Source organism: Aeromonas sp. 97A, from assembly GCF_051919185.1.
Lineage (GTDB): Bacteria > Pseudomonadota > Gammaproteobacteria > Enterobacterales > Aeromonadaceae > Aeromonas > Aeromonas veronii.
Genome location: NZ_JBQBFF010000001.1, coordinates 2,380,260 through 2,400,061, shown reverse-complemented (window position 1 = coordinate 2,400,061; position 19,802 = coordinate 2,380,260). Strand labels below are relative to the sequence as shown.

At 55.9% G+C, this 19,802-nt stretch carries 11 protein-coding genes and 1 pseudogene; 5 read left to right on the top strand and 7 right to left on the bottom strand.

The features are described 5' to 3' along the window. Positions 1–165: 165 nt before the first annotated feature. The 3 genes from ompA (ACTG27_RS10615) to ACTG27_RS10605 all read right to left on the bottom strand — a co-directional run bounded on the left by ompA (ACTG27_RS10615) (position 166) and on the right by ACTG27_RS10605 (position 3,397). Positions 166–1,164 (bottom strand): porin OmpA, encoded by a 999-nt coding sequence (gene ompA / locus ACTG27_RS10615; protein WP_439979648.1) that lies wholly within the window; start codon positions 1,162–1,164, stop codon positions 166–168. A 308-nt stretch (positions 1,165–1,472) separates the two neighbouring features. Then, positions 1,473–2,492: a porin OmpA gene (gene ompA, locus ACTG27_RS10610; protein ID WP_139443255.1), complete on the bottom strand. Its 1,020-nt coding sequence runs from the start codon at positions 2,490–2,492 to the stop codon at positions 1,473–1,475. Between the two features lie 308 nt (positions 2,493–2,800). Continuing rightward, complete coding sequence (locus ACTG27_RS10605) at positions 2,801–3,397, bottom strand: hypothetical protein (RefSeq protein WP_439979647.1); 597 nt, start codon at positions 3,395–3,397, stop codon at positions 2,801–2,803. 258 nt (positions 3,398–3,655) lie between these two features. Here ACTG27_RS10605 and ACTG27_RS10600 point away from each other — a divergent pair, with 258 nt between their 5' ends. Both ACTG27_RS10600 and ACTG27_RS10595 read left to right on the top strand, forming a co-directional pair. Further along, positions 3,656–3,922: a helix-turn-helix domain-containing protein gene (locus ACTG27_RS10600; RefSeq protein ID WP_005338367.1), complete on the top strand. Its 267-nt coding sequence runs from the start codon at positions 3,656–3,658 to the stop codon at positions 3,920–3,922. 199 nt (positions 3,923–4,121) lie between these two features. Continuing rightward, on the top strand, positions 4,122–5,462 hold the full coding sequence (locus ACTG27_RS10595) for an APC family permease (RefSeq protein WP_005338365.1): 1,341 nt from the start codon (positions 4,122–4,124) through the stop codon (positions 5,460–5,462). A gap of 70 nt (positions 5,463–5,532) precedes the next feature. Here ACTG27_RS10595 and ACTG27_RS10590 read toward each other — a convergent pair whose 3' ends face one another. Then, positions 5,533–6,408, bottom strand: a complete 876-nt coding sequence (locus ACTG27_RS10590; protein WP_110302698.1) for a patatin-like phospholipase family protein — start codon at positions 6,406–6,408, stop codon at positions 5,533–5,535. Positions 6,409–6,453: 45 nt separating this feature from the next. Next, a complete protein-coding gene (locus tag ACTG27_RS10585) occupies positions 6,454–7,992 on the bottom strand; it encodes a sensor domain-containing diguanylate cyclase (protein WP_439979646.1) in 1,539 nt (512 codons plus the stop codon). 197 nt (positions 7,993–8,189) lie between these two features. Between ACTG27_RS10585 and ACTG27_RS10580 the strand changes: the two genes are divergently transcribed. The 3 genes and pseudogenes from ACTG27_RS10580 (at position 8,190) to ACTG27_RS10570 (ending at position 14,954) form a co-directional block, all read left to right on the top strand. Further along, positions 8,190–9,239 carry an efflux RND transporter periplasmic adaptor subunit gene (locus tag ACTG27_RS10580; protein WP_439979645.1) on the top strand — a complete coding sequence of 350 codons (1,050 nt, stop codon included), beginning with the start codon at positions 8,190–8,192 and terminating at the stop codon, positions 9,237–9,239. Beyond that, positions 9,239–12,356 (top strand): annotated as a pseudogene (locus ACTG27_RS10575) (efflux RND transporter permease subunit). Before ACTG27_RS10580 ends, ACTG27_RS10575 begins: the two are co-directional and overlap by 1 nt. 198 nt (positions 12,357–12,554) lie before the next feature. Further along, positions 12,555–14,954 carry a YgiQ family radical SAM protein gene (locus ACTG27_RS10570; protein WP_439979644.1) on the top strand — a complete coding sequence of 800 codons (2,400 nt, stop codon included), beginning with the start codon at positions 12,555–12,557 and terminating at the stop codon, positions 14,952–14,954. 120 nt (positions 14,955–15,074) lie between these two features. On the opposite strand, the gene ACTG27_RS10565 is transcribed toward ACTG27_RS10570, so the two are convergent. Together ACTG27_RS10565 and ACTG27_RS10560 are read right to left on the bottom strand one after the other, a co-directional pair. After that, on the bottom strand, positions 15,075–17,714 hold the full coding sequence (locus ACTG27_RS10565; RefSeq protein WP_421332282.1) for an SIR2 family protein: 2,640 nt from the start codon (positions 17,712–17,714) through the stop codon (positions 15,075–15,077). Positions 17,715–18,211: 497 nt separating this feature from the next. Continuing rightward, complete coding sequence (locus tag ACTG27_RS10560; protein ID WP_439979643.1) at positions 18,212–19,711, bottom strand: histidine-type phosphatase; 1,500 nt, start codon at positions 19,709–19,711, stop codon at positions 18,212–18,214. Positions 19,712–19,802: the final 91 nt, after the last annotated feature.

The following is a 19,802-nucleotide window of genomic DNA, read 5'->3' as shown; positions in this document are numbered from 1 at the left end:
TAGGTGACGGGCTGTTTTTAACCACCAAAGAGGTATGGGGGGCGACACGCCGTGAACTAGGGCGCGACACGGGAAGAGGAAGAGCAAAAGAGGGTTACAAGGTGGGCGAATAAGCGGCAAGAAAAAGGAGGCCAGGTGGCCTCCTTGTTATGTCGGACTGCAGGATTACTGTTGTACTTGCTGCACGCCGGTGACGCGTACTTCTACGCGGCGATCCGGTGCCAGGCAGGAGATCAGCTGAGCCTTGCCCTTGACGCTGTTGCACTGGGTACCGGTGACCGGATTGGCTTCACCGCGACCTTCGATGGCAACTTTGCCAGCCGGCAGACCTTTGCCAACCAGGAAGTCGGCTACGGTACGGGCACGCGCTTCGGAGAGTTTCAGGTTGTAGGCATCAGAACCGATACGGTCGGTGTACCCGATGACCACGGCGCTGCCATCTTTCGGCTGAACATCAACGATCTGCTGATACAGCGTATTCAGCGCTGCGACACCTTCTGGCTTGAGGGTGGATTTGCCAAAGGCAAACAGCACGTCAGAGCTCAGGGCAAAGTTCTTGTCGACCAGTACCGGCTCGGGAACCGGCTCAGGTGCAGGGGCGGCCACCGGGGCAACATAAGAGGTGCGGTTCGGGTGCATCACCAGCTCCAGGGTCGCGACGCTCATGTCGCTCTCCCAGGTTTTCTGCTCGTCACCCAGATTCCACAGATAGCGGTAGCGTGCTTGCACATCGATAAGGTCGGAGAGCTTGGCAGTCAGGCCCAGACCCGCCAGCGGCGCAGTGCCGTTGTCGCTGTTGCCATTGCCGTTGACGTGATTGAAGTAGGCACCACCTTCAGCAAACACCGAGAAGATGTCGCCCAGCGGCAGGCGGGCGATACCGGAGAGGGTGGCACCCTGGGTTTTGAAATCGGCACCGTCAACGCCCGCTTTACCGGAGTAGAGGTAGCCCAGTTCAGCTGCGTAGTAGTCGTTGAAGTTGTAACCGCCGAACAGGCTCAGCGCAGTGGCATCTTTGTCAGTGTCTTTGCCAAAATCATCCAGACCGTGGGCATATGCCCAACCTGCACCAACACCGGTGTACCAGTCATCGGCAGCCTGAGCTGTGGTGCCTGCGGCGGCGAGCGCCAGTGCAATCAGGGTAGGAGCCATTTTGAGTTTCATCGGTTTATCCTCGTTGTGTTAGCCCATATCGGGCAATGCACTTGTTTTTATTGCTGCGAAAAATCGCCAGCAAAGTGGATAGCGAAGGCTTTGGACTCTCATGATGCATTGGCGTCATGGACAACAGACCGGACAAGAAGCGCTTTTTAGTGCTTATCCAATACCTTACAGGCGCAACTACTTTATGCTTTCGAGACGGGGCAGGCAAGGGCAGGGAGGCGAGAGTGAGGGATGCAAGCGAGAAAAGAGACAAACAAAAAGGGATGCCGCAGCATCCCTTTTTTTCGCACTATCTGAACGAGGTCAGATTATTGCTGAACTTCTTGTACGCCAGATACGCGAACTTCTACGCGACGATCCGGAGCCAGGCAGGAGATCAGTTGAGCTTTAGCAGTTACGCCATTGCACTTGGTGCCGGTAACCGGGTTGGCTTCGCCACGACCTTCGATGGCAACTTTGCTGGCAGCCATACCTTTGCTCACCAGGAAGTTGGCAACGGTACGGGCACGGGCTTCAGACAGCTTCTGGTTGTAAGCGTCGGAACCGATACGGTCGGTGTAACCAACAACAACAGCGTTGCCATCTTTCGGCTGGAACTCAACGATTTGCTGATACAGACCGTTCAGGGCTGCAACGCCTTCCGGCTTCAGGGTGTCTTTGCCGAAGGCAAACAGCACGTCTGAGTTCAGGGCGAAGTTCTTCTCTACCACTTGCGGAGCAGGAGCCGGCGCTTCTTCAACAACCGGAGCAGCTACCGGAGCTACGTAGGAAGTACGGAACGGGTGGTATACCGCTTCCAGAGTAGCGATGCTCTGGTTGGCTTTGTAACGCTCACCGTTGGCGTGCAGGTCAGCCACGTCCCACATGTAGCGGTAGCGAGCTTGCAGATCCAGCGCGTCATTTACCTTGTAAGTCACACCAGCACCGGCCAGCGGGGAAACTTTAGTGTCGCTGGTGCCCAGACCGTCGGTGTGACCCCAGTAGGCGCCGCCTTCAGCGAACAGGGAGAAGTCGTTGCCAACCGGCAGACGGGCGATACCGGAAAGGGTGGCACCCTGGCTCTCGTAACGGTTGCCGTTGGTGTTGCCACGACCGGTGTACTGGTAGCCCAGTTCGGTACCGAAGTTTTCGGTGAAGTTGTAACCCATGAAGGCGTTGGCGGCAGCCGCGTCTTCTTGGCCTACATTGGTGTTTTCCAGCTTGTTCAGGCCGTTGAAGTGAGTAGCACCGACACCGGCACCGAAGTAGATGTCGTCAGCGGCGTGAGCAGCGGTAGCACCCAGAGCAGCCATGGCGATGGCGATCATGGAAGGAGCCATTTTCATCATAAAAAAATCCTCGTTGAGATCGCACGTTATTCACGTGCTTCACACTTTGTAATTTATGTAAGCTGCAGGCTCCGCCGTACGGCTGGCGTCGAGTCTGGCAGATGACCCGGTATAACCGGGTTGCACACTCTCCTGGTGTGTCGAGTGCGCTGGCATGGCACGCAATGCGTGAGAAACCACTGCCAGGCAACTGATGTCATTCCGATGACGAGGCGCACTCTATGCCGATTTTAAAACATGATCAAGCTCACAAATGAGCCTTGTGGCAAATTGTGTCGTGCTCTTAACTGGCTGTTTATCCAGATTAATTAGTGATCCAGATAGGCCCTGTGCAGTTTCTTCTCCAGCTTCATATAGGCCTGAACCCAGTCGCTATGCGGGTTGGCTTGATTCGCTCTGGCGGCAAAGACCGCAAGGTAATCTGCCTGGGTTGCGCTCTGCAGCAGGGGGGTAAATGTCATCAAGAAATGTCGGGCCAGATAGGGGTCAAGGGGCCAGATGTTGAGGATGGCGCGAGCCACAGGCTGAACCGCAGCTGAACAGATGAAGTGGCGATGTCCCGCTTCCAGCCAGTCGGCCATCTCGCACATGCCCGATTCGGGCACCAGACCACCATCACCCGTGGTGGTTGCCAGAGCAATTGCCTGATTATTTACCGTGATGAGCTGCTCATTGTTATGCAGGGTGCCGTCGTGGCTGCGCAAGGCCAGGTCCGGGCATGCCTGTTCAAGAAACAGGCTGCAGCTCTCCGGCAGGGCGGCCAGCAGTTCGCTGGCGTGGCTGGACATCAAGGCCGGAAGCCAGAATGCTTCGGCGCGATATTGTTCACCTTGCAGGCGCTGTTGTGCCAGTTCTTCTGTGCTGGATACGGGGTGCAGGCGAGAGATAATGCCGGGAAACGCCATACTTATTCCTCTTAATGGGTATCCGGCGGATTATACGAGTTATTGGGGGGGCCACAATAAAGGTTTCTTTTCGAGACTGTTTACCTGAGGCGGCTGAGCGATTACCATCCCCCCTTGAAGGCAAGGGTTGTCGCCGAAAGGCGCTCATAAGATAGAGGCTCGACCATAACGAGTCCGAACAAAACTGATACACTTGACTACGAGTCGTCGCGAAAAATAAAAGGCGGAGTAAATCCGCCAAACGGAGTATGGAACATTATGAATTCAAATATCGTCACTGTTGGCAAGAAGATCCGTCAGATCCGTGAAGCGGTCGGTTTGAGCCGTCCGAAGTTTGCAGATTTGCTGGGTGTTCCTCCCACCACGCTGAAAAACTACGAGCTGGGTTACCGTGAAGTTGGGGGCGCCTTCCTGGTTGCCCTGGCGCACCACCCGGATCTGCACAAGTTCACCCTCTGGCTGCTGGCAGACAAGAAAGTCGCCGAAATCGGCCAGATTGGCCCGGATGACCTCGCCAAGGCGTGATCATCGATGTGAATAGAAATGCCGCCTTCGGGCGGTATTTTTTTTGGGTCGCCGATCGATATTTTGATCTAACGCGCTTTGAATTATCCATGCAGGCCAACGAGAATAAGCGGCCCCGAAAAGTGGGCCCCTGGTGGTATCTGGCCACCCGAACACTATTACATTCAGGATGATATGAGCAATCGTATGGAGTATGGGTATGAGCAGTAACGAGTTGGATAAACGCTATGGCCTGATGACTGCCATTGCGATGGTAGTCGGCGTGGTGATCGGCTCCGGTGTCTTCTTCAAGGCCGATGATGTACTGCGTCTGACTGGCGGTAATCTGGCCATTGCGCTGCTGGCATGGGCGCTGGGGGCATTTTCGATGATCTTCGGCGCGCTGGTGTTTGCCGAGTTTGCCCAGCGGATCGAAAAGTCCAACGGTATCGTCGATTATGCCGAAGCGGCATACGGCAAAATGTTTGGTTATCTGGTGGGGTGGTTTAAAGGCGTACTCTATTACGCCCCTCTTTCCGCCATCCTTGCCTGGGTCGCTGCTCTGTACACCATGATCTTGCTCGGTAGTGATAATCCGACCAACTCTGGTGCGACCTGGATACTGGCGGCTGTCTATATGACGGTCACCTATCTGATCAACTTCTACACCCCGGTCCTGGCGGGCAAGCTGCAAGTGGGTTCTACCCTGATCAAGTTGATCCCGCTGATCCTGGTTGCCATTGTGGGCACCATTTCAGGCTTGCTCAATGGTGTCACCGTGACCAACTTTGTGCAGGCAATGGATGGGATAGGAAGCACCGGAGGCACTCTGGCCACGGCTGTGGTTGCCACCGCCTTCGCTTATGAGGGGTGGATCGCCGCCGTGACCATCAACAGCGAAATTCGCGATTCCAAGAAGAATCTGCCCAGAGCGCTGGTGATTGGCACCCTGATAGTCTTTGTGGTCTATGTCACCTATTTTCTGGGGATCGCCAGCGTCTTGCCGACGGACGAGATAGTGGCGCAAGGGGATAACGCGGTAAATCTCGCGACAACCAGCCTGTTTGGCGGGACTGCCTCGACCATTTTGACCGTGTTCGTGATTATCTCCTGCCTCGGCACCCTCAATGGTCTGGTGTTGGCGACCATGCGCATTCCCTACTCGCTGGCGATCCGCAATCAGGGGCCTGCCCCCAAGTGGATGAGCCGTATCGAACCGCATCACCACATGCCAATCAACTCGGCCCTCGCGGCAGCCTTGTTGTCGGTGATCTACTCAGTGCTGTGGTACTGCAGCATCAACGAGACATTCGGTCGTTACATCGCCCTGGACGAGATGCCGATCGTGCTGATTTATGGCCTCTATCTGTTCCTCTATGTCTGGTACATGCGCACCTTTACCGAGTTGGGCTGGATAAAGCGGTTTGTGATCCCGACCTGTGCCACCCTGGGCGCGCTCATCATTCTGTATGGCGGTATCACCAATCCCAGTCTGGGGCTCTATCTGCTGGTCTCTGTGGGGGTGATTCTGCTCGGGTTGCTCTTCTACCGTAAGGAGTGACCGGGTAAGTGAGTTGAAAAAAAGCGCCGAATGGCGCTTTTTTCATGTGTAAACCACAGCATGTCGACAACTAACTGCCCAGCAACCCGAGGCGGCCCAGTTCATCCTTGAGCTGATCGAGATTGCGCTCGACACAGGCTTCCCCCTCGTTGATGGCATCGTTGGCGCGATGAAAATCCATGATGGAGAAGCTGCCCAGGCGCGGGCAGAGCTGGATCTCCGGCGGGTCACCGGCCATCCGGGCGCGGGTGATCCGCTCCTGCATGATGTTGATGGAGCCACTCATCACGCTCCACAGACCCGGGGTGGCTGGCGCGGATTCACCGCGATTGAGCCACTGGCTGAGCAGGCCGCCGCTGCCGGGTTGATCCGGCTCGTCGGTCCAGGGTTGGTGCATATCGGTGTTGAGGTTGACCGCAATCACCACCTCGGCCCCCATGGCGCGGGCCAGCGAGATGGGCACCGGATTGACCACGGCGCCATCGACCAGCCAGCGGTCGTTGATCCGGGTCGGGGTGAGGATCCCCGGCATGCCGCAGGAGGCGCGCACCGACTGGCGCAGCGGGCCCTGTTGCAGCCAGATCTCGCGGCCGGTATCGAGTTCGGTGGCGATGCAGGCGAAGGGGATGGGCAGATTCTCGAGATCGGGGTCCCCCAGATGGCTGGCGGCAAGGCCAAATACCTTTTCGCCGCGAAACAGACCGCCGGAGAGGGCCGGGTCGAGCAGGCTGACCACCTGCAGGCGGGTAAAGCCGCGCACCCAGGTTTCCAGTCGATCCAGTTCACCGGCGGCATAGGCGGCACCGACAAAGCTGCCGATGGAGCAGCCAGCGATCAAATCCGGTTTGATGCCGAGACGTTCAAGGGCGCGGATGACGCCGATATGGGCCCATCCTCTGGCGGCGCCGCTCCCGAGAGCGAGCCCTACGCGGGGTTTACGTGGCACGACAGTCCTCCAAAAAGGGGTTGAGGGGTCAGCTTACTCCGAGAGTCAGGAGGCGTCACCCTGCCATCTTTCGCTGCGGTTGCGACCGTTGGCCTTGGCCTGATAGAGCGCCACATCGGCGCGGCGCACCGCTTCGTGCAGGGGAAGGTTCTCCTGGTGGGGCAGATAGCCGAGGCTGATGGTGACTTCCAGCCCGGGTTCGATGGCGGCCCAGTCGTGATCCGCCACCGCCTTTCTCAGCCGCTCCGCCAGCTCGCCGAGCTGCGTTGCATCAGCGCGGCCAATCAGCAGCAGAAACTCTTCGCCCCCCCAGCGGATCAGGTGATCTGTGGGTCTAAGCTGTTGCTGGCAGATCTGCACCAGCCGGATCAGCACGATGTCGCCGACGGCATGGCCGAAGTTGTCATTGACCCGTTTGAAGTGATCCGCATCGAACATTAGGATCCCCGCTTGCAACCGGGACAGCTCTCCCGCCTGTTCCAGTAGCACCAGATAGTGGCGGTTGAAGGCGCCGGTGAGGGCATCGTGGCAGGAGAGGTAATTGAGCCGCTGGTTGAGGCGGTGGGATCTCAGGTTGGAGAGGGCGGCCAGCAGCATAAAGAGGATGGCGAGCAGGGTCGGCGTGGACTGGCAGAGCATGGCCCACACCAGCGGCAGCAGGGTGACGTTGTGCACCAGTCGCAACGGGGTATCTGGGATTGCCATGGTCAGCTGCAATGCCCCTTGTTGCCACTGGTATTCGTCGGTCGGCTCGGGGTCTTGCGGCACCACGGGTTGGCGCGCGCTGCTGGCCAGCACCTGATGGTACTGATTGAGCAGCAGATACTCACCCAGCGCCGGCGCCAATTGATTGAGCTGCGATTGCAAGCGTGAGAGCAGGATGTCCATGCTGATCATCCCTACCAGCGAGCCTTCCTTGTAGAGAGGCTGGGACATGGTGACCATGGTGCCCAGTCCGGCAAAATCTTCGTAGGGGCGGGAGAGAATGGTGTCCCGGCTTGGGTTGGGTGACATCAGCGCATCCTGCCAGTAGTGCTTGTCATAGATGCTGCGGGCAAAACGAAATTGGCTGGAGGGGATCCAGGGATAGAGGTAGATAAAGTTGTCCACGCCGGTGAAGTAGGCCCAGGCGATCTCGCTGCCTAGGCGCTGGCTGGCAGTGGCCAGCAAGGGCGAGAGGCTCAGGGCCAAATGAAGTTGCGCTTCCCGCGCACTGCCGGGGGGCGGCAGCGGGCCGTCACCGGTGAGGTTGCCCGCCAGTCCGGCCGGTAAATCCCCGGGGAGCTTGTCGAGGGCCAGCCCCTCTGGCAGTGCCTCGATATGGCCATAGAGCTGGCGGGTGAGCACCGACTGGGGGTCGCTGCGCAGTCGCTCTTCGGCCTGCCCGCGCATCGCCTCCAGAAACACTTCGGTCTGTTTGAACCGATCTCGCAGGTAGATGGCGCTGTTGAGGGTATCGCTCTGGTAGAGGCGTTCTATCTGTTTCAGGCTTTGCCGCAAGGTCAGACCAATCAGCAGGATGACCACGGCAAACAGGAGCCAGGTCAGGCGTGTGAGAAAGCGGTGGTCAGACATTTTGGGCATAGGCAGTCAGTCGGGTTGCGAAGGAAATTGTCGTTAGTGTATGCGATGTGGCGTGAAAACAAACGGCGCGACCTGAAACAGAGTGAGCTTATCCCGCTCTTGTTACGTTTTGTCACATTTATACATAGTCACGGCATAGTCTGGGGCTAAAATGGCCCCAATCTGGATTTTCCCTCTCACTCTTCATGGACTGTTCGATGAAAATGCGTATCTGGCTCGGCTTGGGCCTTCTTCTAATCGTGGTTGCCGGCGTCTGGGCGCTGCGTCACAGCGAACCCGCCTCCAAAGCACCGACCAGACAGGTCAATATCCGCACTCAAACCGTCAAACAGAGTCTGGCCGAGCCGACCCTCAAGCTGGTGGGCAAGCTGGCAGCCAATCGCTCCGTCATCATCAGCCCCGAAGTGACCGGTCGCATCGTCAAGATTGCGGTGCAATCTGGCCAGAGCGTGGCGAAGGGGGAGACCCTGATCGCACTCGATGCGGGCAAGCAGCAGGCGGAGCTGGCCGAGCAGAGCGCCAGTCTGCGCGACGAGAACCGCAAGCTGAGTGATATGCGCAAGCTGGTGGCCCGTGGCGCCGTGACCCAATCCGAGCTGGAGGGGCAGGAGGCCACCGTGGCCCAGGTGCAGGCACGCCTCGATGCTGCCCGCTACGAGCTCTCCCTGCGTACCCTGCAGGCGCCCTTTGCCGGTACCGTGAGCCTGATTGACTTGAGCGAAGGGGCGCTGGTCAACAGCGGCGATACCCTGTTGCATCTGGATGAGCTCGACAAACTGCGCCTCGATCTGGCGGTGCCGGAGCGTTACCTCTCCCTGCTGCGACCGGGCATGGCGGTTACCGCCACCAGTACCGCCTGGCCGGATCAGCAATTCAACGGCACCCTGACCACCCTCGACAGCCGCATTTCCAACGATACCCAGAACATCAAGGCGCGGGTGATGATCCCCAATGGCAACGGCCAGTTGCGCCCGGGCATGCTGCTCAATGTGGAGCTGGCGCTGCCTGCCCAGCAGCTCACCCTGATCCCTGCCCAGTCGGTAGAGTATGCCGGTGAGCAGCGCTTTGTTTACCGTCTCGAGGCCGATGGCCGGGTCAAGCGGGTGCCTGTAGTGCTAGGCGAGACCGAAGGGGAGACCGTCTGGGTCACCGAGGGGCTCAAAGTCGGCGACCGCATCGTGGTCGAGGGGCTGGTCAATCTGCGTGATGGGGTGCAGGTGCGTGATCTGGCCGAGGTGAACGGCTGATGTGGTTCTCCGATATCTCAGTTCGCCGCCCGCTGGTGGCGGTGGTGCTCAGCGCCCTGCTCACCGTGTTTGGTCTGGTCGCGTTCAGCAAATTGACGGTGCGGGAGATGCCCGATGTGCAGATCCCCTCGGTCTCCATCACCACCACCTATGAGGGGGCTGCCCCCTCGGTGATGGAGAGTCAGGTCACCAAGCCCATCGAGGATCAGCTCTCCGGCATCAGCGGCATCAAGAACATCAACTCCATGACCCGCAAGGGGCGCTCGATGATCACGGTCGAGTTCAAGCTCGGCTGGAACATGGTGGAGGGGATCTCCGATGTGCGCGATGCCCTTTCCCGCGCACGGCCACGGCTGCCCGATGATGTGGACGAGCCGCTGGTGACCAAGGACAGCGGCAACGGCGATGTGGCGATCTGGCTCAACTTCAGCAGCAGCCAGATGGATCGCACCGCCATGACCGACTACGCCAACCGGGTGCTGGTCGACCCCCTGAGTCTGGTGGACGGGGTGAGCGAAGTGGCGCTCTCCGGCGATCTCACCCAGGTGATGTATGTACGGCTGCGCCCTGCGGATATGGCGGCCCGTGGCATCACGGTGAGCGATGTGGAAGATGCCCTCAAGCGGGAGAATATCGAGCTGCCGGGGGGCGAGATCCGCAACAACTCCATGACCATGGCAGTGCAGATCGCCCGGCTATACCACACAGCGGACGATTTCCAGCAACTGCAAGTCACCACCGCCGCCAACGGCCAGAGCGTCTATCTGGCCGATATCGCCGACGTGGAAGTGGGAGCCAAGAACGAAGACAGCGCCTATCAGCGCAACGGCAAAGAGAGTCTGGGTATCGGCATCGTCGCCCAGTCCACCGCCAACCCGCTGGCAGTGGCACAGGGGATCGAGAAGAAACTCGGCGAGATGCAGCGCTTCCTGCCGGAGGGGGCCAAGCTCGAGGTGGATTACGACTCCACCATCTTTATCAAGCAGGCCATCGACGAGGTGTACGAGACCCTGGCCATCTGCGCCGTGCTGGTGGTGGCGGTGCTCTATCTGTTCCTCGGGCAGGGGCGCACCACGTTCATTCCAGCCATTACGGTGCCGGTGTCGCTCATCTCTGCCTTTATCGGCGCCTGGTATTTCGGCTTTTCCATCAACCTCATCACCCTGCTGGCCCTTATTCTCGCCATCGGCCTGGTGGTGGATGACGCTATCGTGGTGGTGGAGAACATCCACCACCATCTGCAGCGGGGTGAACCGCCGCTGCTGGCCGCCTGGCACGGCACCCGCGAAGTGGGCTTTGCGGTCATCGCCACCACCGCCGTGCTGGTGATGGTGTTCGTCCCCATCGCCTTTATGGATGGCATGGTGGGGCGGCTCTTTACCGAGTTTGCCATCCTGCTCTCGCTTGCGGTGCTCTGCTCCTCGCTGGTGGCGCTGACCCTGACCCCGGCCATGGGCTCCTGGCTGATGCGTCCGCTCGATAAACCGAACCGGCTCACCGCCGGGCTCGATCGCGGGCTCGGCTGGCTGGAGGGGCACTATCGCCACCTGCTGGCGTGGGTGCTGCGCCGCTCCCGCTGGACGCCGCTGGTGCTGCTGCTCTGTCTGGGCGGTATCGGTGCCCTCTTTACCCAGCTGCCGACCAGCCTTACCCCGACCGAGGATCGCGGTGCTCATCTATGTCTTCGTCAAGGGGGCAGAGGGGACCAGCATCGAGCGGATGAAGCGCAACATGCAGCAGGTGGAGTCCGCCATCATGCCGATGCTGGGCAAAGGGGTGGTGCAGGCGCTGAGCTTCAGTACCCCCGCCTTTGGCCGTGGCGGCGATCAGACCGGTATGGTGATCATCCAGCTCACCGACTGGGCCGAGCGCGACGTCACTGCCACCGAGTTCTCCCGCTCGCTGGCTGCCAAGCTCTCCGGCATTCCCGATGTGATGATCCGCACCTTCCAGCCCGGTTTCCGCGGCGGCTCCACCGCACCGGTGCAGTTCGTGCTGCAGGGTAACGACTATGCCGAGCTCTACCAGCAAGGGTTGGCGCTGCAACAGGCAGCGCAGGGCTGCGGCCTGATGCTGAGCCCGGATCTCGACTACGCCGAGAAGACCCCCGAGCTGCAGGTGACCATCAATCGCGACAGCGCCAGCCAGCTCGGCATTCCGGTCTCCACCGTGGCCAACAGCTTGCAGACCCTGCTGGGCGGGGCGAGCAAGACCACCTATGTGGACAGGGGGGAGGAGTATGACGTCTACCTGCGCGGCAACCAGACCGAGTTCAACGGCATCTCGGATCTCGGTCGCATCTACCTGAAGGCCGCCAACGGCGAGATGGTCAGTCTCTCGACTCTGGCCACCGTCAAGCAGGTGGCGACCGCCAACCGCCTCAACCACTACCAGCGGCAAAAAGCGATTACCCTGACCGCCGATGTGCACCCCGACCACACCCTGGGTGAGGCCCTCGATTTCCTCGATGGTTGGGCCAACGCCAACCTGCCCACCGGCATGACGGTGGATTACGCCGGTGATTCCAAGGATTACCGCGACAATCAGGGGGAGATGGTGCTGGTCTTTGGCCTCGCCCTGCTGGTGGTCTATCTGGTGCTGGTGGCCCAGTTCGAGAGCACCCTGACCCCGGCGGTGGTGATGGTGACGGTGCCGCTCGGCATCTTCGGCGGCCTGCTTGGCCTCTGGCTGACGGGGCAGGAGATGAGCATCTACAGCCAGATCGGCATGATCATGCTGATCGGCATGGTGACCAAGAACGGCATCCTGATCGTCGAGTTCATCAACCAGCTGCGCCAGCGGGGTGAAGGGTTCGAGGAGGCGATCATCGCAGGCTCGGTGCGCCGCTTGCGCCCCATCCTGATGACCTCGCTCACCGCCATTATCGGTGCGGTGCCGCTGATGCTCTCCATGGGAGCAGGCTACGAGAGCCGGATGGCGGTGGGGACTGTGGTCTTCTTCGGGTTGTCATTGGCAACCCTGGTGACCCTGCTGGTGGTGCCCGCCATCTACCATCTGATCGCCCGCCATGCCGGCATGACAGGGGCGCGGGATCAGCAGGTAGACGAAGCGCTGGCCGCCAGGGGGGCAGGGGAGTCGCACCCTCCGGCGCCCTGATCAGTGCCTTGGTCTGAACCCTGACCTGCGCGCTCAAGCGGGGCCAGTTATCAGCCTCATCATCACAAGGGCGCCTGCGGGCGCCCTTGCTATTGCGGGCGGCGGCCTATTCCGCGGGATCTATAGGGACAAAAAGCCATCGCTCCCCTTGGCCGCAACCGGTATAATGCGCGACCCGAATTGTTCCAGGTGGTTAAAATGCAGCCGGTACCCAACCTTTTCTCCTATCCCCGCTATTGGGCCGAGTGCTACGGCACGGCGCCCTTCCTGCCCATGTCCCGCAAAGAGATGGACAAGCTCGGTTGGGACAGCTGCGATGTCATTCTGGTGACTGGGGATGCTTACGTGGATCACCCGAGCTTCGGCATGGCGGTCATCGGCCGCATGCTTGAGGCGCAGGGCTTTCGGGTCGGCATCATCGCCCAGCCGGACTGGTCATCGAAGGATGACTTTATGCGTCTGGGCAAACCGAACCTCTTCTTCGGGGTGACCGCGGGCAACATGGACTCCATGATCAACCGCTACACCTCCGACAAAAAGCTGCGCCACGACGACGCCTACACCCCGGGGGATGTGGGCGGCAAGCGGCCGGATCGCGCGACTCTGGTCTATACCCAGCGCTGTAAAGAAGCCTTCAAAGAGGTGCCGGTGGTCATCGGCGGTATCGAGGCGTCGCTGCGCCGTATCGCCCACTACGACTACTGGTCCGAGACCATCCGCCGCTCCATCCTGCTCGATGCCAAGGCCGATATCCTCATCTACGGCAACGCCGAGCGGCCGCTGGTGGAAGTGGCCCACCGCATCGCGGCGGGGGAGAGCATCGACACCATGCAGGATATTCGCGGCACCGCCGTCATCCGCAAGGAGCCACTGCCGGGCTGGAAAGGGGTGGATTCGAGCAAGCTCGACCAGATTGGCCGTATCGATCCCATCATGAACCCCTATATGGAAGGGGCCCCATGCTCGGATGACGCCAGCGAAACGGCACCTGCCGCGCAGGAAGCCCAACCCGTGTTGGTGCAGCCGCCCAAGCCCAAGCCGTGGGAAAAAACCTATGTGAAGCTGCCGGCGTTCGAGCGTGTGAAAGAGGACAAGGTGCTCTACGCCCACGCCTCGCGCATTCTGCACCACGAGACCAACCCCGGCTGCGCTCGCGCCCTGTCACAGGCTCACGGCGATCGCATCGTCTGGGTCAACCCGCCCGCCTTCCCGCTGGAAACCGAGGAGATGGACGGCGTATTCGGCCTGCCCTACCAGCGGGTGCCGCACCCGGCCTATGGCAACGAGAAGATCCCCGCCTTCGAGATGATCAAGACCTCGGTCAACATCATGCGCGGCTGCTTTGGCGGCTGCTCCTTCTGCTCCATCACCGAGCACGAAGGGCGCATCATCCAGAGCCGCTCGGAAGAGTCGATCCTCAAAGAAATCGAAGATATCCGCGACAAGGTGCCGGGCTTTACCGGTGTCATCTCGGATCTGGGCGGCCCTACCGCCAACATGTACAAGCTGCGCTGCAAGAGCCCCAAGGCCGAGCAGACCTGCCGTCGCGCCTCCTGTGTCTGGCCCACCATCTGCCCGCATATGGACACCGACCACAGCCCGACCATCAACCTCTATCGCAAGGCGCGCGACCTCAAGGGGATCAAGAAGATCCTCATCGCTTCCGGCGTGCGCTACGATATCGCGGTGGAAGATCCCCGCTATATCAAGGAGCTGGCCAAGTACCACGTCGGCGGCTACCTCAAGATCGCGCCAGAACACACCGAGGAGGGGCCGCTCTCCAAGATGATGAAGCCGGGCATGGGCAGCTACTACCAGTTCAAGGAGCTGTTCGACAAATACTCCAAAGAGGCGGGCAAGCAGCAGTACCTGATCCCCTACTTCATCTCCGCCCACCCGGGCACCACCGATGAAGACATGATCAATCTGGCGCTCTGGGTCAAAGAGAACCGCTTCAAGCTCGATCAGGTGCAGAACTTCTACCCGTCGCCGCTCGCCAACGCCACCACCATGTATTACACGGAGAAAAATCCGTTAAACAAGGTGAGCCGCACCGGTGGCGATGTCTTTGTCGCCAAGGGCGAGCGCCGTCGCCGCCTGCACAAGGCACTGCTGCGCTACCACGATCCCGCTGGCTGGCCGATGATCCGCGAAGCATTGCTCGCCATGGGCAAGGGCCACCTGATTGGCAATGGCCCGGGTTGTCTGGTGCCGCCGGAAGGGCGCAACGAGCGCGCCGCCAGCGGCAAGGGCATGAAACCGGCCCTGACTCGCCACAGTAACATTGCCCATCAGCGCGGCAATGGCGCAGGCAACAAGGCCGCCCGCAGCGAGACTGGAGCAGGCAATGCCCCGTCAACCAGCAGAAATGGCGGCAAGGTGGGCAATGGCAAACCGGTCGGCTCTCAGCTCCAGAAAGGCTCGGGCAACGGCAAGCCCGCCGCGCAGGGCACTGGTCAGGGTAAACCTGCCGGAAAACCCGCCCATAAGGGTAAAACCCCGACCCGCGCTGGCTCTGCCAAGCCGGGCGCCAAACCCGCTACTCAGGGTGGCAAGCCTGCGGCTAAAGGGAATGGCGCCAAGCGACCGGCTCGGTGAGAGTTCTGATTGGAAAACGATAGAAATAAAAAAGGCGACCGGATGGTCGCCTTTTTACAATTAATAGGGATAAAGCAATCTTATATGAAGTGGACTCTAATTGTATTTATGAGTTTAAAATCAAGCCAAACATAACTCTTGATCCTCTTTATGAAATATATTCTGAGTTATAAATTTATTCGGGATAATCGGCCATCGTAGATATGAGTATATTGTTAGATAATTCCTGTCTATAGCTTCGCATATTAATCTCTGAGCATCCCGATCATTGTCAAGTATGCAAAACGCGCAAATTCTAATATCTCTGCTTTGAGATGTTGTGGTTAAGTTTCTTAGATAAACCTTGTCTACAGATTTTGTTTTTAATTGCTTCGCTGCAAAATAATAATTTATTGAAAATCCCTCAAACCCTTTTGCCTTTAATATGTTTGGATAGTTGTTGTTTAATGAAATAACATCCTCGTATTGTTGGCTACACAATAATAAATATGAATGATGGGTCAGATATGAGTCAACGGACATACCATTTTTATAAGCTTCATCGAGAGCTTTAATCGCTAAAGAAAATTCTTTTCTTGCTGTATGAATTTCTGACATTGATTCATAGTAGTAAGCATCGCTTAGCCGTTCTTTATTGTTTTTTGCAATGTCCTCAATACGTTCAAGCATGAAATTGTCAAGACTTGCTGAAATTGATATGGCATCATCAATATTTTTGAAGGCGTCAGTGCAGGATAAAATATCATCGAATCTTGTTTTTATAGAATCTTTATCAAAGTATTTATTGCAAAGTTCTAATCTTAATTTGGATAAAGCTATATTTGGATGTTCTTTGTAATCATCTTCGCCTATGTGATTGTTATAAAACTCGTCGTAAATATCAATGACATCTTTCATATTGAAGCTATCATTTCTCATACTGTTTTGTAGACAGTTATCTATGATGTTGTTTATTGATGATCTCTTTGGAAATGATGATTTCTTAAATGTGTTGTATAGTTCAGAAGTGAACAGTCTAAGTGATTCAGGGTTATAATCTGTTGTAATTACTCGATTTTTAAGTCTAAAATAATTGGTGTGCTCAGGATTGGTTGATTTAGCTTTTTCTAGATGCTTATCCAGTTTTTCATCAATTTCTCGTATACATTCAATGGACAAGTCAATCATTTCTTTTGCTAACAAGTATACGGTTATTTTCAGATTCCATGCTTCATTTGAAAGACTCGGGTCTAATGAAAGGCTTTTATCTGTATAACCAAGTAATGTTGTGTAGTCAAATTTATGCGAGTTTGGTTCAGTTTTGAACATCTCAACTCTAGACTTTACTAGTGAATTATATATATCACAACTGCATTCATACTGAATTAATAGTTCTGAGAGATATTTTGCTTTTTCTTTTGCTGATGATAATGCATCTACTTTAGCCAAGTGATAGCCAATGTTATTTGTATCAAGCTCAATTAACTTATCAGCCCAGAATAGTTTTTGTGTCGGTTGCTCCATTAATTCAGATATATTTATTAATTTTGTTATATAATGGGACTTGCTTTTTTTACTGAGAGTTTTTTGGTAAAAATCAAAGCAAAGTTCATATGCAATATTATACTCTTTGCTTGATATTAGAGCCTCAATTTGAAGTATGTTCTTTAGTTCTGCGGGGCTTATTTTTAGTGCATCTTCACCATCTTTTATTATTGAGTTGAAAAATGAAGAAAAGTCATGAGACTCTCGACTTGATTTAAGTTTATTTATTTGCGATAAAATTATCTGGTTTGACGATAAGTTGTGTTTGTCTTCTATGATACTATTTATAGTGTTTTGAAGCTTGGAGTGCTTAATATTTACCTCTATTCCTAGAGGCTTGCTAGATAGCTTTTCATGTAATTCAGCAAAGAGAGAATCAAAGCCATCAATAATAACCGGATAGATTTTTTCTTTCCATAGTAGGTTTCTTAGTGCGTGTGGAACTTCATCATCAGGCCTTAAGCACCAGTACACGCCATTTTTAAGATAATTTTCTTGCTTTGATATAAAGTCTAATACATCCATGATTGAGCGGTCTCGCCCTGAGTAACCAACGACTATAAGACCATACTCTTTGCAAAACTCTATTAATTTTTCTTTTGTATTTTGTTCTAATGATTCAGTTTCTCTCAAAGTGCTTTTAATATCATCAAATAAATAGTCACCATGGAGTTTAATAATTTTAGGTCTTTTAGATGCAATGGACACTGAATGTATTGATGAGTCGTGAGCACACAAAATTGGCCTTTGATTTGAAAATTGATAGAATGCTTCGTTAATTAAATCATCAAAGTTTGTGGTAAATATGGAATTGAAATATAGGTCATCTACTAACGAAGTTAGATATGCATAGCCTATAGATGGTAGTTTCTTATCTACTTGGCTCTCAACAAATCTCCGGCGTTGAGATGGAAGATCATATTTTTTCTCAAATAGTGACGAGTAAGGATTGGCTGGATTATACCAACTAGCATGTTCCTTCTCAAAGTATTGTCTCGCTTTGGTTATGTCTGTTTCTTGACGAGAATTAAAACGTTCATATAGCTCAATTAGCCATGTGTCAATTAATTCGACAGCAGATGATATACCCGAGGTGACAGAGGCTCCTGCACCCAATAGGACACTATAGTTAGCAGTCTTATCCTCTCGAGTACCAATATGTCTCACTATATCATTGATGGTTCTCAATTTGTGTGAAAGTTCACCTTTGTCTCTTAGTAACTCACTTGCTTTCATTTTTTTGGCCTCTTTTTAAATTGATAAAATTGCTCTCTGAGAGCAATTTCGAAAATGAAATTTTATATTGAGCGGTGTAAAATAAAATTTTTATCGAAAAGCATATTTAATTATTATTAGAGCAGCTTTAGCAGTAATTTAATCTGCTTGAATTGGAGCCAAATATTGATTGTTTTGCATATTTGCGGCTGAATATTAAGCCAGACAAATGCTACCGCCCGTGGATTACAGCTTCCAATATGCTCCCTAGACCTGCGCTGGCAGCAACCCATCGCAGTTCAATAGGTTCCAGATAGCCACTGTAAGCCAAACGAAACTGCCGATGCGAGCCTTAAAGTGACTCAACTATCAGAAATTAATCATTTTTTGAGCTTGATCAGCAAATGGAGCCGGAAGGCGGCTTTGTAGCCATATCCCGCTTTGGCAAGCAGGGAAGGGAGTGAATTGGGGCGACCTGCTGGTCGCCCTTGTCATTGTCATATAAAGCGTGCGAAGGGTTAGCCGTTATAGCTGTAGCAGCGCTTGAGCTCCTCGAAGTCGTAGTAGTGGCTGCCGCTTTGGTAGGGCTGGCAGCCCGTTTTAAAGGCGATCTCCTTTTCGTTGTAGAGCATCTTGACCAGCACCTGCCGCTGCCCGTTCTGATAGATATCCCACTGAATATTGGCGGTATAGGGGGAGACCCAGCCGCCGCGCCACTCGTTGTTCTGCTGGCTGAACAGCTGATCCGCGCTGGCTCCCTGACGGCTCCCTTCCAGCTTCATCAGGGCGGCGAGGGGGATAATGGCTTCGGCATGGGCAAAGCGCAGGGTGGCCAGTCGGCTCTGCTCGCCCTCCACCACCTGACGCTGCACCTCGTCAAACAGGCCGTCGAGCAGCGGCTGGGCAATGGCGTAGGGGGCATTCTGGTTGGCAAAGCTCGGCCCCTTTTCGTAGAAATCTTCCGCATCGGAGAGGTAGGAGAACCAGGCAGACTCCTCCGGGGTGAGGAACTGCTCCAGCGCCCAGGGTTCGCTGCCCTGTGCCTGCGCTTCGCGGATCATGCCGGGGCCGATGATAAAGAGGTTGTAGAGCATCAGGGCGGCATCCACTTCGTCGCGCACATAGGTCATGCCGCCATCTTCCGGGTTGACGGCGACAAACTCGACGCCGCCCGCCAGATAGTCGACAAAGCCCTTGCTGTAGATACGCTCCAGCATGCTGCGGGCCATCTCTTTGGTCTTGCTCAGGTTTTTAAGCTGATCCAGCGCCCTGGCCAGCTCGGGGGCCGGAGCGATTCCGGCATCTTCGTCACCGATAAAGCGCTGGTAGCTCTCATAGGCGGGCAGGTAGCGGGCGTAATCCCCCTCGGGCGTGGTCTTGTGGAAGTAGAGCTCGAACTTGTTGACCAGCTTTTTGTCGATCTTCGAGGGGTCATCTTGCGTGAGGTAGCACTGCGCCGAGTCGCTGACATAGTTCACGTCGCGCTTGAGGCTCTCCATAAAGTAGAAGGCGCTTTCGTTGGCCCTGTCCTTGCCCGAGGTGACCACCTTGATGCAGTGGGGCTCGCTGCTGTTGAGCAGGGTCGGCAGCCGCGCCGCCAGCCGGGTAGCGAGGTTGGCGTGCTCCTCCTTGCCCAGCGCCGAGAGCAGGCCGTAGCCCAGTTTCTGGTTGGCGGCCGTCACCAGATCGACCTTGCCTCCCAGCCCCTGCCCGAGGGGGGTGAGCGCCCCCTGACGCTGCGCCTCTTCCCATACCAGCTTGGTCAGCACGTCATATTTCGGGCTGGAGAGGGAGCGCGAGCCGTGGCGCGCCACCATCTCGGTAAAGACCGGGCTGAACCCCTGAGGCGCTGGCTCGTAACTCTCCGCCTGCTGCTGCGGGCTGTAGACCGCTTTGGTGCTGTATTGATAGGCGGTTTTGCCCTGGCTGTCGGCAGACGATTCGTTCTCTGACTGGCAGCCGCCAAGCAAGACCAGCGAGACGGCCACAGCCACATAAGAAGAGCGCGGGAAAGTCATGATGTTCCTTATCTATCCATATGAAAAATAAGTGAAAAACTCTATGGCTTGAAAATGACCGCGGGATGTCAGCCAGATGACAGGCTGATGA

Excerpts from the sequence above, each read along its gene's own strand:
- ACTG27_RS10600 (WP_005338367.1), top strand. The coding sequence starts at position 3,656 with ATGAATTCAAATATCGTCACTGTTGGCAAGAAGATCCGTCAGATCCGT.
- ACTG27_RS10595 (WP_005338365.1), top strand. The coding sequence starts at position 4,122 with ATGAGCAGTAACGAGTTGGATAAACGCTATGGCCTGATGACTGCCATT.
- ACTG27_RS10585 (WP_439979646.1), bottom strand. The coding sequence starts at position 7,992 with ATGCCCAAAATGTCTGACCACCGCTTTCTCACACGCCTGACCTGGCTC.
- ACTG27_RS10560 (WP_439979643.1), bottom strand. The coding sequence starts at position 19,711 with ATGACTTTCCCGCGCTCTTCTTATGTGGCTGTGGCCGTCTCGCTGGTC.
- ACTG27_RS10605 (WP_439979647.1), bottom strand. The coding sequence starts at position 3,397 with ATGGCGTTTCCCGGCATTATCTCTCGCCTGCACCCCGTATCCAGCACA.
- ACTG27_RS10570 (WP_439979644.1), top strand. The coding sequence starts at position 12,555 with ATGCAGCCGGTACCCAACCTTTTCTCCTATCCCCGCTATTGGGCCGAG.
- ompA (WP_439979648.1), bottom strand. The coding sequence starts at position 1,164 with ATGAAACTCAAAATGGCTCCTACCCTGATTGCACTGGCGCTCGCCGCC.
- ACTG27_RS10580 (WP_439979645.1), top strand. The coding sequence starts at position 8,190 with ATGAAAATGCGTATCTGGCTCGGCTTGGGCCTTCTTCTAATCGTGGTT.
- ACTG27_RS10565 (WP_421332282.1), bottom strand. The coding sequence starts at position 17,714 with ATGAAAGCAAGTGAGTTACTAAGAGACAAAGGTGAACTTTCACACAAA.
- ompA (WP_139443255.1), bottom strand. The coding sequence starts at position 2,492 with ATGATGAAAATGGCTCCTTCCATGATCGCCATCGCCATGGCTGCTCTG.